The sequence below is a fragment of the Thiomicrorhabdus chilensis DSM 12352 genome (genome assembly GCF_000483485.1).
Taxonomy (GTDB): domain Bacteria; phylum Pseudomonadota; class Gammaproteobacteria; order Thiomicrospirales; family Thiomicrospiraceae; genus Thiomicrorhabdus; species Thiomicrorhabdus chilensis.
This window is the reverse complement of the sequence record NZ_KI519609.1, coordinates 272,940-285,587: the sequence shown is the minus strand read 5'-3', so window position 1 is coordinate 285,587 and position 12,648 is coordinate 272,940. Positions and strand designations below refer to the sequence as shown.

Genomic DNA, 12,648 nt, shown 5'->3' with positions numbered 1-12,648 from the left:
GAGGGCTAATTGAATGTTGTATCTTTTTACTGGAAATCCTGGGGAAGGGAAAACTCTTAATGCGCTTGATTTTGTAATTAAAAAGCGAGAAGACGATTTAAAGGAATATGGTGTTCATCGAAAAGTCTACGTCGTAAATTTTCAGCGTTTTTCAGATGGAAAAATTTTTGATGAGTCCCATTCTCTTTATGACAAGGTTTCTGACTGGATTGAGTTGGAAGCGCCCGACATTACCGAAAACCTTTGGTCTCTTTATGATGACAATCACCCAAAAATTGAGTGGGGTTCGATTGTTTTGATCGATGAGTGTCAGGATTTTTATCCTACCCGTTCCAGGGGTGAAGTTCCTGAGTTTTTGAAGTTCTTCGAAAAGCATCGTCACACCGGTTGTGATTTTGTTGCCGTCACTCAAAAGATTCGACAGGTAGATGTTCACTTTCGAGCGTTGGTGAATGAACATCGACATTTTTCCAGAATCATGGGCCAAAATGCCGTTCGCATCAAAAAACTGAATCGGGTTATGGAGGGTAAAGATGAAGATTCTGCTGAAATCGAAACATCGCAAAAACGATTTCCCAAAAAGCTTTTCGGGCTTTACCGATCTGCGGCAACCCATACCCACAATAAAAAATTGCCTAAAAAGCTCTACGCTATTCCTTTTTTGGTTTTTTTGATTGTTCTTCTTGTGTCTTTTGCGGTTTGGTCTTTGACTGGTTTTCTTTCTTCTGATGATCCCACACCGGGGATTTCTTCTCCAGTTTTGGAAAAGAAAAAACCGGAATTTGCTCAGTCTGTTGATGAAAAGATTTCGCTTTTTCATCCTTCTCTGGTCAGTCATAAATATCGTATAGCTTATTTCGATTTGAGTGATCGTGTTCGAATTACGGATGAAAAAGCCTTCTATCACATTAGTAAAAAAGAAAATTGCCGTTTCCATCAGGTTTTCGGTTTTGTTTGTGTTTTTGACGATCAATTTCTTATTTTAAGGAGTTCAAATGATGAAGATTCTGATTCACCTGGCCCTTTTTAGCCTTTTTTCGGTTTCTGCTTTTGCCCAGTCAAATCATTTTCAGTTGCGAGATATGCCGCTTGAAGAAGTGGCAAAGTTGACAAGTGAAAAAACTCAGTACAGTTTGATTTTTCCGACTGGATTGGATGGTTCGATTTCCTTTTTTAAGGGTTTGGATTTATCTCCCGTTGATTTTAAAGATTTTCTTCTCGGATCGCTTCGTGTTAATGGTTTTGATTATGAGGTCAAAGGCCGTCAGATTTTTGTTAAGAAAGAATCTGAACAAATTATTTTTAAAGATTTCTATTCAAAGGCTTACCAAACGGCTCTTGAAGGTGTGGATCTTTCTTCTTTTTTGGATAAAGAAGGTCGCTATTCAACTTTTAAAAAATTTCACTTGGTGTATGCCTCTCCAGGTCAGCATCGTGCAATTGAAAACTTTCTTTCTTCAATTAAAGAGGAGAAAACGCAATTTACTTCACGCGTCGTTCATTTCCAGGACGTTGATCCTTCAAAAATAAAGGCTTTGGATTTTGGTGATCAAGTTCAATTGGTTTTTGATGAAAAAACTAGAAAGCTTCTTATCTATGGCCCTGTTGAAAAAACTGCTGAAGTTGCTTCGACCGTTCGCCATCTTGATCGTCCGCAACAAACTTTTAATGTGGCTGTTTTGATCGCTTCTCTGAATCGGACTGATATGGAAAAAAAGGGGTTTGGCTTTGCTTTTCAACAGGGTGGATTTAGCCTTGATGTGGTTAATTCCGTTTTTGGCTTTAACAGCCTTTCAGATGCTACTCAGACGATTTCAGCTTTTGCACAATATCTTGATTCAGAAACGACTTCACAAATTCTAGCGCGCCCTTATTTGCAAATTTCTGACGGTGAGAAGGCTCTTCTCGTTTCTGGTAAAGAAGTTCCTTTTGTTCAGTCAACTGTTGATCAAACGACCGGCCAAACCATTCAGGTGGTCGAAAGGAAAAATGTTGGGCTTAACCTCGACATTGGTTTGAGCACGATTTCTCCTAATTTGATTTCTTTGAAAATCAGCCAATCACTTTCAAATATTTCGGCGACTCAGATCCAGGGAGCTAGTGATGTTGTTACTGATCAACAGCAGATCACCACCACCATTCAGGTCGAGCCTGGTCGTTTTTACGCTTTTGGCGGCTTAGTGGATCAACGCACTAGGAAGGCTGAAAGTTTGGGGCTTCTTTCTTTTGGCGATTCTCAGGATCGTCAGGAGCAGGAAATTGCCGTTTTTGTTTATGTCAGCCCAACCGACAAGCCCCCGGTGACCGTTTCGATTTCCCCTTGGTGGGATTGACGCATCCCGAAGGCCAGTCAGCGGCCCAGATAGGGCTGCGCTGGCACCGGGTGCCCGACTTCAACTATTTGCACGGGGAGCGCCTAGGCGCGACCAATGCGATTGCACAATATGAGCCTTTACAAGATCATTACTCGCCACCTCATGGCTGGCCCGAAGGGCCTTTTCTTTGTTTGGATAGAAAAAGGATAAATCGTGCTTTTGGGGTTGGTGGGTGGTGGTGCCAGGCAAGGGCTTGCCCGCCGGCACCACCACTGGTTTAGAGTTCCTGTAACACTCTATAGTTATAAACAAAAAAACGCTGTAGATGGTAGTTTTGTGGAGTAAAACGACAGATCGATTAAAAAAAATTCACTTTATCATTAAAAAGTGATGGTAAACCCTTAAATTAAGGCCTTTATTTTTCACTAAAATTTAGACATAAAAAAAGGGCCACTTAAGGCCCTTCAATATTATCCATAACGAAGTTGAGAGGTTGCTATGGACTTAAGTAAGATTATACCAAATCGTGTAGAAGATTTTTTTTTGAATCCGGATGGAAGTATGGAAAAATACGACAATTTCAAGGTCTTAGCGCATACGGTTGATTCTGTTCGCCAATTTTATGACGTTTTCTTGGATGAAAAGCTTCTTCAACAAATTCATGGAATTTCGATTGTAGAAATTAACGGTGTCGAATTTAAGCGTTCTAGAATTGGAAGTAAATCCCAATATCAGTTTTCACTTCAAAGCTCTCAACTTGGGATTCAGGCCCTTTTTAAGCGATTTAGACGTTCTATTAACGACACTGAAAGCCAGGTCAAATTTGAGCTTTCTCCGCATTTTCTGATTTTGCCCATTTCTGAACAAAAAAAATGGCTGGATGGGGTTCTTTCTTATCTTTCTTTTCTCGATTGGACACCAGTGCATTATGCCCTTCATTTTGCAATTGACTTTCAAGTGAATGAACCCGGATATGATTACGTAAACGATGTTTTTCCTGATTTTGCATCTCGAATGAAAGGGTTTCGTTCCAGTCGTGGATATCAGAATGAAAGTCTAAGCTTTGATTTTAAGGATTTCGAATTGACGGCAAACGGTTCTAAGGGCCAAGAAACGATCACTTTAGGCGCGCCAGATTCCTTTCAATTTTCGATTTATCGAAAAGATTTAGAAATTCTGAAAAGTAAAAAAGTTGAACATTTCAAGTCAATATGGGGCTATGACTATCAGGAAGAAAACCCAGTTTTTCGTCTGGAACTTCGCCTTCATCAATCACAACTTGAAAAATTTCATCATCAAACTGGCAAACACTATTTCGAGTTTCTCGAAAAAGATTCTTTTTCCATTATGAGACATTTCATGAGCGATCGCCTTCGATATATGGATTCCACAAAAAATAAAATGGCTCCGATTTGGTGGCTTCTTTTTGAATCGGTCGATCACAAGGAACCTGTTTTTGTCACAAAACCCCGAAAAGACAAAGAAAACATCCAGCACAATGCGACCTTGGCCCTTGGAAATTTGGTCAGTGCGTCTTTAAAAATGGGTCTCGGTCCAGAACAGATCACTGAGGACCTTTTGGGGATGCAGTCCTTTCGATACCTTCTGAAAGAGAAATTCGATCACGTCCACCGGACCGATCTTTCTGATTCTGATCTTCGAATTGCTGTTTTAGAGTATTGTCGTAAATCTTTTGAAAAATTTCATGAGGAGAGAATTTGATGAAGTCGCAACCCGTCAAACTTTCTGATGGTCGCTGGAGAATCCGAATTTATCCCTTCCCAGGTTCAAAGTCCTGCCGACAAAAAACGGCTAAAACGAAAAAAGAGTGTTTGGAATGGGCGAATCGAGAGTATTCTTTTCTTCACGGAAGCAAACCGGAAAAAGATTACCGAAGACTTTCAGAAATTATCGAACTATGGTTTCAAATTTATGGCGTTCACCTTTCTAGTGGTTTTGATCGAAAGAGAATGATGCTGAATTTTGCTCGTCAAGTTGGAGATCCTTTCTACCAAAATTTTTCCGGACGTGATTTTCTTGCTTGGCGATCTTCTGTCAAAATGGGCGAGAATTCCAAAAATCACATTCATACCTATCTTAAAACCCTTTTTAAAAAGCTTTTAGATCATGGCTATATTCACATTCGCAAAAACCCATTGGATGGCATAGAGAAGCTTAAACATCAAGAGCCTGAAATGCGATACCTAACTAAAATTGAGATTGAAAAAATTCTCTTAAATTGTGACTATGTTCCCCTTGAACTGATGATTCGATTGGGTCTTTCTGCTGGTTTGCGCTGGGGTGAGATTTTGAGCCTTCGCCCTATGAACTTCATTCATGGCCGTGTTTCACTTCACAAAACCAAAAGCCGTAAAACCCGATCCATACCGATAGAATCAAGTCTTTTTCATTCTTGTTTGGATTATTTGGAAAAAAATAGAAGATTTCCCGATCTTACGAAACGCTTTGAAAAGCTTCTTTCAGCCTGTGATATTGAACTTCCGTCAGGTCAAAGAACTCATGTTTTGCGCCATTCTTTCGCTAGTCATTTTGTTCAGAACGGCGGTGACTTGTTGACGCTTCAAAAACTTCTTGGGCATTCTGATTTGAAAATGACGATGCGTTACGCTCATCTTGCGCCTGACTACGCTGAAAAGGTTTTAGAACTTAATCCAGTGGCACAACTATGAATTTATTTTTTATGATTCCTCCGATTTTCGCAGGCCTTTTATTAACTTTTTTTGCTTTGTGGCTCAATAAAATTGCTGATGAAAAAGCAAAGGAAGAGGAAAAAGAATAAAACTATCTTAGTTTGATCGTATTTAAAAATTATTAATAGATAATAAAAAACCCCGCGAACTAAGGTTCTACGGGGCTTTGAATATGGTGCCGACATCAAGACTTGAACTTGAAACCTACTGATTACAAATCAGTTGCACTACCAATTGTGCTATGTCGGCGAATGAGGCGTATTATAGGGAATCTGTAAAAACTGTCAACTTTTTTTTACACTTTCTTTGACGCCCATCATGCCCAATAATACCAGGTCTTCAACATACTCCGCTTGCGCATGAATTAACCTGGATAGAGTCAAACCGTCACCACCTGTAACAAAAACTTCGATTCCGGAACCGACCCTATGTTCAAACTCGGCGACCGACGCATCGATAAAAGCGCCAGCCATATACAGAGTTCCCCCACAAATCCCAGCTTGTGTATTGGTGGCGAACAAACTCTCTTGTGCCTCCTCGCCAGAATCTTCTGCCATACCCGTGCAACTAGAATCTAAATTTGCCGTGTTTAGGCCCAATGACTCACGCATAGTGGTTAATCCTGGCACAATAAAACCACCTAGGTGACGACCAGCGCTGACGGCATCGACGGTAATGGCCGTTCCGGCATCAATCACCAAAAAGGGCTGTTTGCACATATTATTTGCAGCAACCATCGCCATCCAGCGATCAACACCAAGGGTAAGGGGGCTTTCATAGCCATTATCTAAACCACAGCAATTCAGTTGAGTAGTAAGAAAGACTGGAAAAACGGACCATACGGACGCAATGGCTTCACGCAGGCTCTGCTCAATCTGCATTGACGCAACCGAACTGACAAAGATTTGATCTGGTTTTAATTTAAAATCAGCCAGCAAATCAACCAGAATTTCTTGCGGTTGAGTTTCATCAACATTAAATGCACCTAAATACTCATAATCATCAGATTTGCACACTGCAAATTTGATTCGACTGTTACCCATGTCTATAAATAAATCAATCATACATTCTCTACAGGCCTGATCGAAACACTTCCACTTCTGTAGGTCTTAAGTGAATGATCGATCATAACCTGGACTTCCCCATTTGTATTCAGCCCCTGATACAGGCCTGTTGAATTTTGATCGTTATCATACACAATAACCTTGCTGCCTCTTTGAAAATAATCGACTAATTGGTAATTAAGCAGATAATGTTCAAACTGTCCGTGATGGAACCCCTGAAACAGACTCTCAAGGTTTAAAGCGATATCCGATAGAAGACAGGCAATTTTAAGTGGATTCACATCCGTTATTTCTATCATACCCGGGTTAGGTCCAGCAGAGGAAGGGTAGTTAACTTTATCGTCATCAGAGTGCAGATTGAGACCAACCCCCACTACCATCCAAGTTTGATCCGCTGTAATCGCTGGAATTTCCAGCAAAATACCGCCCACTTTACGATCATCAACATAAAGATCATTAGGCCACTTAATACTAAATCTTTGCGCGGTGAAATCGCTTAAAGATTCGACCAACTTTAAAGCAATCAGCTGCGTAATGCCGTCTAGGTTCGCCGGTGGTTCAGAAAGGGGTAACAGTATGCTGAACGTCAAAGATCGATGGTCAGAAAACCATTGCCTTGACCTTTGACCATAGCCAGCCGTCTGCTTAGACGTCAAACAAAAGGATTTAACCAATCTCTTCTTTGCCAATTCATGCAAGTAGCGATTGGTAGACGGCAGTTCGTCAAAAAAGAAGAGTTCATAATCCTGTAGCGATTCGGATAGTTGGGTTTTAATGACATCTAAATCGATCATTGAGATGAATCTACCATATTAAACAGACATAAAAAAACCCGCCAATGCGAAGCAAGGGCGGGTTTAGGGATATAAGCTTGGCGATGACCTACTCTCGCATGGGACCTCCCACACTACCATCGGCGCTAAGACGTTTCACTTCTGAGTTCGGAATGGGATCAGGTGGTTCCATCTTGCTATTGTCACCAAGCAATTTGGTGCTGAAGGCTGATCTTCATCAACCTTCAAAGTTCTTTGAAACAGATCTCTTCAATCTTGCTCTATAATTCGGTTTTCGTGTATTTACTTTGAACACTCATTCAATACATCAGGACACTCTTCTATAAGAAGTCACTTTTGAGTTGTATAGTTAAGCCTCACGGGTAATTAGTACAAGTTAGCTTCATACATTGCTGCACTTCCACACCTTGCCTATCAACGTCATAGTCTCTAACGGCCCTTCAGAAGACTTAAAGTCTAGGGAAAACTTATCTTGAGGCAGGTTTCCCGCTTAGATGCTTTCAGCGGTTATCCTTCCCGAACGTAGCTACCGGGCAATGCTGTTGGCACAACAACCCGAACACCAGCGGTTCGTCCACTCCGGTCCTCTCGTACTAGGAGCAGCCCCTCTCAATTTTCCAACGCCCACGGCAGATAGGGACCGAACTGTCTCACGACGTTCTAAACCCAGCTCGCGTACCACTTTAAATGGCGAACAGCCATACCCTTGGGACCGACTTCAGCCCCAGGATGTGATGAGCCGACATCGAGGTGCCAAACACCGCCGTCGATATGAACTCTTGGGCGGTATCAGCCTGTTATCCCCGGAGTACCTTTTATCCGTTGAGCGATGGCCCTTCCACACAGAACCACCGGATCACTAGAACCTGCTTTCGCACCTGCTCGACGTGTCAGTCTCGCAGTCAATCACCCTTATACTCTTGCGCTCATTGCACGATGTCCGACCGTGCTGAGGGTAACTTCGCGCTCCTCCGTTACTCTTTAGGAGGAGACCGCCCCAGTCAAACTACCCACCATACACTGTCCCTGATCAGGATTCACTGACCGAGGTTAGAACCTCAACAATACCAGGGTGGTATTTCAAGGACGGCTCCACCATGACTAGCGTCACGGCTTCAAAGCCTCCCACCTATCCTACACAGATAGTGTCAAAGTCCAGTGCAAAGCTGTAGTAAAGGTTCACGGGGTCTTTCCGTCTAGCCGCGGGTACGCAGCATCTTAACTGCGATTTCAATTTCGCTGAGTCTCGGGTGGAGACAGTGTGGCCATCGTTACGCCATTCGTGCAGGTCGGAACTTACCCGACAAGGAATTTCGCTACCTTAGGACCGTTATAGTTACGGCCGCCGTTTACCGGGGCTTCGATCAAGAGCTTCGCATAAGCTAACCCCATCAATTAACCTTCCGGCACCGGGCAGGCGTCACACCGTATACGTCATCTTTCGATTTTGCACAGTGCTATGTTTTTAGTAAACAGTCGCAGCCACCTGGTCTCTGCAACCCCCACTAGCTTAGAGAGCAAGTCTCATCACCGGCAGGGGCACACCTTCTCCCGAAGTTACGGTGTCATTTTGCCTAGTTCCTTCACCCGAGTTCTCTCAAGCGCCTTGGAATTCTCATCCTGACCACCTGTGTTGGTTTGGGGTACGATTCTTTATTACCTGAAGCTTAGAAGCTTTTCTTGGAAGCATGGCATCAATCACTTCGTCCAAAAGAGGACTCGTCATCAGATCTCAGCATTAAACACCCGGATTTACCTAAGTGTTCTGCCTACATCCTTAAACTTGGACAACCATCGCCAAGCTGATTTAGCCTACTCCGTCCCTCCATCGCAGTAATAAAAAGTGCAGGAATATTAACCTGCTTCCCATCGATTACGCCTCTCGGCCTCACCTTAGGGGTCGACTAACCCTACGTCGATTAACGTTGCGTAGGAAACCTTGGTCTTTCGGCGAGGGAGCTTTTCACTCCCTTTATCGCTACTCATGTCAGCATTCGCACTCGTGATACCTCCAGGAAGCTTTACAACTTCCCTTCGCAGGCTTACACGACGCTCCTCTACCATGCCTTACGGCATCCGCATCTTCGGTATATTACTTAGCCCCGTTAAATCTTCGGCGCAGGCCGACTCGATCAGTGAGCTATTACGCTTTCTTTAAAGGGTGGCTGCTTCTAAGCCAACCTCCTGACTGTCTGAGCCTTCCCACATCCTTTCCCACTGAGTAATATTTAGGGACCTTAGATGGCGGTCTGGGTTGTTTCCCTCTTGACAACGGACGTTAGCACCCGCAGTCTGTCTCCCATGATTGCACTTGTTGGTATTCGGAGTTTGCAATGGGCTGCTAATCCTTGACGGACCGCTAGACCATAACAGTGCTCTACCCCCAACAGTGATACATGAGGCACTACCTAAATAGTTTTCGAGGAGAACCAGCTATCTCCGGGCTTGATTAGCCTTTCACTCCGATCCACAGCTCATCCCCGCATTTTTCAACATACGTGGGTTCGGTCCTCCAGTACCTGTTACGGCACCTTCAACCTGGCCATGGATAGATCGCCCGGTTTCGGGTCTACACCATGCAACTAATCGCCCATTTAAGACTCGGTTTCCCTACGGCTCCCCTATTCGGTTAACCTCGCTACATAATGTAAGTCGCTGACCCATTATACAAAAGGTACGCAGTCACAGAACAAGTCTGCTCCCACTGCTTGTACGTACACGGTTTCAGGTTCTATTTCACTCCCCTTCAGGGGTTCTTTTCGCCTTTCCCTCACGGTACTGGTTCACTATCGGTCGGTAGAGAGTATTTAGCCTTGGAGGGTGGTCCCCCCATGTTCAGTCAGAATTTCACGTGTTCCGACCTACTCGATTTCACACTTAAAAGAGTTTCGCATACGGGACTATCACCCTGTATCGTCAGACTTTCCAGACTGTTCTGCTACTCTTATAAATGCTTAAGGGCTGGTCCCCGTTCGCTCGCCGCTACTAGGGGAATCTCGGTTGATTTCTTTTCCTCCGGGTACTTAGATGTTTCAGTTCTCCGGGTTAGCCTCCCACAAGGGGATATCCATAAAGGATGGGTTTTCCCATTCGGAAATCCACGGATCAAAGCTTGTTTACTAGCTCCCCGTGGCTTATCGCAAGTTACTACGTCCTTCGTCGCCTTCTACCGCCTAGGCATCCACCGTGTACGCTTAGTCACTTAACTATACAACTCAAAAATAACCTTATGCCTTTTGTTAACTCCACAGGTTCTGGTAGCTATACCATTTAATGAACTTGCTTCTGCTTATAAGGTCTGATGAGTGTACGCAACTAAAAGTTTCGCTGTCATGATGTATCGCTTGAGTATTCTCAATAAATACATTTTTACCTATTACTTACAGCAATCATTCTTACGAATGATCACTTTAAGATTTTTCTCCTTAACCCCCGGGAAGGGGTTAAGTTGTGAATCACATGTCGGCGTGATTCACTTTGAGAGATCTATTCCAAATTTTTAAAGAACTTCAGTTTTATCGTGTAACTGAGAAGCGGAATTCTAACATTCACTCACTTCCCAGACAATAAGAACCGCTAATATATTCTCAATCAATCTCTAATTTCTTATCAATCAACTAAAACCACATTAGCGGTTGTTATTGGTGGAGCTATGCGGGATCGAACCGCAGACCTCCTGCGTGCAAGGCAGGCGCTCTCCCAGCTGAGCTATAGCCCCGTTTTGGTGGGTCTGGGTGGATTTGAACCACCGACCTCACCCTTATCAGGGGTGCGCTCTAACCAACTGAGCTACAGACCCAGGTCGTTCACTATTTTCATGTAATTCAGAGACAATTTATGTGAAAGCTCGCTTAAGCTCGTAACCTTTTATCTTAAAGGAGGTGATCCAGCCGCAGGTTCCCCTACGGCTACCTTGTTACGACTTCACCCCAGTCATGAACCACAAAGTGGTGACCGTCCTCCCGAAGGTTAGACTAGCCACTTCTTTTGCAGCCCACTCCCATGGTGTGACGGGCGGTGTGTACAAGGCCCGGGAACGTATTCACCGCGGCATTCTGATCCACGATTACTAGCGATTCCGACTTCATGGAGTCGAGTTGCAGACTCCAATCCGGACTACGAAGGGTTTTTTGAGATTCGCGCACTGTTGCCAGTTGGCTGCTCTTTGTACCCCCCATTGTAGCACGTGTGTAGCCCATCCCATAAGGGCCATGATGACTTGACGTCGCCCCCGCCTTCCTCCGGTTTATCACCGGCAGTCTCTTTAGAGTTCTCAACTAAATGGTAGCAACTAAAGATAAGGGTTGCGCTCGTTGCGGGACTTAACCCAACATCTCACGACACGAGCTGACGACAGCCATGCAGCACCTGTCACTGCGTTCCCGAAGGCACCAATCTATCTCTAGAAAGTTCGCAGGATGTCAAGGGATGGTAAGGTTCTTCGCGTTGCATCGAATTAAACCACATGCTCCACCGCTTGTGCGGGCCCCCGTCAATTCCTTTGAGTTTTAATCTTGCGACCGTACTCCCCAGGCGGTCAACTTATCGCGTTAGCTTTGTTACTAACCTTTTTAATAAGGCCAACAACTAGTTGACATCGTTTACGGCGTGGACTACCGGGGTATCTAATCCCGTTCGCTACCCACGCTTTCGCACCTCAGCGTCAGTTTTAGTCCAGGAAGGCGCCTTCGCCACTGATGTTCCTCCAGATATCTACGCATTTCACTGCTACACCTGGAATTCCCCTTCCCTCTACTAAACTCTAGACTAGCAGTATCAGATGCAGTTCCTAGGTTGAGCCCAGGGCTTTCACAACTGACTTACTAATCCGCCTACGCGCGCTTTACGCCCAGTAATTCCGAATAACGCTTGCACCCTCTGTATTACCGCGGCTGCTGGCACAGAGTTAGCCGGTGCTTCTTCTAAAGGTAACGTCAAATAAAGCAGGTATTAACTACTCTATCTTCCTCCCAATTGAAAGTGCTTTACAACCCTCGGGCCTTCTTCACACACGCGGTATGGCTGCATCAAGCTTTCGCTCATTGTGCAATATTCCCCACTGCTGCCTCCCGTAGGAGTCTGGGCCGTGTCTCAGTCCCAGTGTGGCTGATCATCCTCTCAAACCAGCTAAGGATCGTTGCCTTGGTAAGCCATTACCTTACCAACTAGCTAATCCTACGCGGGCTCATCCTATAGCGAAACCTTTCAAGAAGAGGGCTCCTTTACTCCGTAGAGCATATTCGGTATTAGCATACGTTTCCATATGTTGTCCCCAACTATAGGGTAGATTCCCACGCGTTACTCACCCGTCCGCCACTCGACGCCTAGAATAGCAAGCTAATCTATCGTTTCCGTCCGACTTGCATGTGTTAAGCCTACCGCCAGCGTTCATTCTGAGCCAGGATCAAACTCTTCAGTTTAATCTTGCTTGATATATTTATAACGACCATCTCTGGTCTAAACACTCGGAATTGACAAGATTTTGCATGGAAGAATTTCTTCTACCTATATACATAATTTTGTCGTTTCGAGATTTTTTATTAGGTTACTCACTTAAGGAGCTTCCACATAAATTATCTCTGAATTACCTGATTTTTAAAGAACTTAGGTCTCTTCGAGACGGTCAGCAACTTCGTTGTTTTCCGTCTCGGCAAGCTGCGTATTATATGTCCGTTCGGCTTTTAATGTCAATAATTATTTTCAAATTATTTTCTTCAAAATCCTCACGGCTATGCCGCTTTCCTTCTCGGCTCAGCGGTGAATC

6 protein-coding genes, 3 tRNA genes and 3 rRNA genes are annotated in these 12,648 nt (G+C 44.1%); 4 read left to right on the top strand and 8 right to left on the bottom strand.

Translation table 11 applies throughout. The features are described from left to right. The first annotated feature begins 13 nt into the window (after positions 1-13). The 4 genes from B076_RS0101370 to B076_RS11710 all read left to right on the top strand — a co-directional run bounded on the left by B076_RS0101370 (position 14) and on the right by B076_RS11710 (position 5,005). Positions 14-1,030 carry a zonular occludens toxin domain-containing protein gene (locus B076_RS0101370; RefSeq protein WP_028485727.1) on the top strand — a complete coding sequence of 339 codons (1,017 nt, stop codon included), beginning with the start codon at positions 14-16 and terminating at the stop codon, positions 1,028-1,030. Further along, positions 996-2,333: a type II secretion system protein GspD gene (locus B076_RS0101365; protein WP_084205671.1), complete on the top strand. Its 1,338-nt coding sequence runs from the start codon at positions 996-998 to the stop codon at positions 2,331-2,333. The genes B076_RS0101370 and B076_RS0101365 overlap by 35 nt, the downstream gene beginning before the upstream one ends. A gap of 480 nt (positions 2,334-2,813) precedes the next feature. Next, a complete protein-coding gene (locus tag B076_RS0101355) occupies positions 2,814-4,037 on the top strand; it encodes a hypothetical protein (RefSeq protein ID WP_038150318.1) in 1,224 nt (407 codons plus the stop codon). Then, positions 4,037-5,005, top strand: a complete 969-nt coding sequence (locus tag B076_RS11710; RefSeq protein WP_084205670.1) for a phage integrase — start codon at positions 4,037-4,039, stop codon at positions 5,003-5,005. Before B076_RS0101355 ends, B076_RS11710 begins: the two co-directional genes overlap by 1 nt. Positions 5,006-5,199: 194 nt before the next feature. Here the strand turns inward: B076_RS11710 and B076_RS0101340 are convergent. From B076_RS0101340 to B076_RS0101305, 8 genes are all read right to left on the bottom strand, one after another. Next, positions 5,200-5,275 (bottom strand) — tRNA-Thr (locus tag B076_RS0101340). A gap of 35 nt (positions 5,276-5,310) precedes the next feature. Beyond that, positions 5,311-6,090, bottom strand: a complete 780-nt coding sequence (locus tag B076_RS0101335) for a type III pantothenate kinase (protein ID WP_028485723.1) — start codon at positions 6,088-6,090, stop codon at positions 5,311-5,313. Continuing rightward, positions 6,087-6,884 carry a biotin--[acetyl-CoA-carboxylase] ligase gene (locus B076_RS0101330; protein WP_028485722.1) on the bottom strand — a complete coding sequence of 266 codons (798 nt, stop codon included), beginning with the start codon at positions 6,882-6,884 and terminating at the stop codon, positions 6,087-6,089. The genes B076_RS0101335 and B076_RS0101330 overlap by 4 nt, the downstream gene beginning before the upstream one ends. A 75-nt stretch (positions 6,885-6,959) precedes the next feature. Continuing rightward, a 5S ribosomal RNA gene (gene rrf, locus B076_RS0101325) occupies positions 6,960-7,074 on the bottom strand. A 155-nt stretch (positions 7,075-7,229) separates the two neighbouring features. Further along, positions 7,230-10,092: ribosomal RNA gene (locus tag B076_RS0101320) — 23S ribosomal RNA — on the bottom strand. A 434-nt stretch (positions 10,093-10,526) separates the two neighbouring features. After that, positions 10,527-10,602: transfer RNA gene (locus B076_RS0101315), tRNA-Ala, on the bottom strand. Positions 10,603-10,606: 4 nt separating this feature from the next. Continuing rightward, positions 10,607-10,683, bottom strand: a tRNA-Ile gene (locus B076_RS0101310). 75 nt (positions 10,684-10,758) lie between these two features. Continuing rightward, positions 10,759-12,304: ribosomal RNA gene (locus B076_RS0101305) — 16S ribosomal RNA — on the bottom strand. Together the 16S, 23S and 5S rRNA genes with 2 tRNA genes alongside form the textbook arrangement of a ribosomal RNA operon. Positions 12,305-12,648 lie beyond the last annotated feature (344 nt).

What these genes read in the sequence shown, in the direction of transcription:
- B076_RS0101370 (WP_028485727.1), top strand. Translation starts at nt 14, where the DNA reads ATGTTGTATCTTTTTACTGGAAATCCTGGGGAAGGGAAAACTCTTAAT.
- B076_RS0101365 (WP_084205671.1), top strand. Translation starts at nt 996, where the DNA reads ATGATGAAGATTCTGATTCACCTGGCCCTTTTTAGCCTTTTTTCGGTT.
- B076_RS0101355 (WP_038150318.1), top strand. Translation starts at nt 2,814, where the DNA reads ATGGACTTAAGTAAGATTATACCAAATCGTGTAGAAGATTTTTTTTTG.
- B076_RS11710 (WP_084205670.1), top strand. Translation starts at nt 4,037, where the DNA reads ATGAAGTCGCAACCCGTCAAACTTTCTGATGGTCGCTGGAGAATCCGA.
- B076_RS0101335 (WP_028485723.1), bottom strand. Translation starts at nt 6,090, where the DNA reads ATGATTGATTTATTTATAGACATGGGTAACAGTCGAATCAAATTTGCA.
- B076_RS0101330 (WP_028485722.1), bottom strand. Translation starts at nt 6,884, where the DNA reads ATGATCGATTTAGATGTCATTAAAACCCAACTATCCGAATCGCTACAG.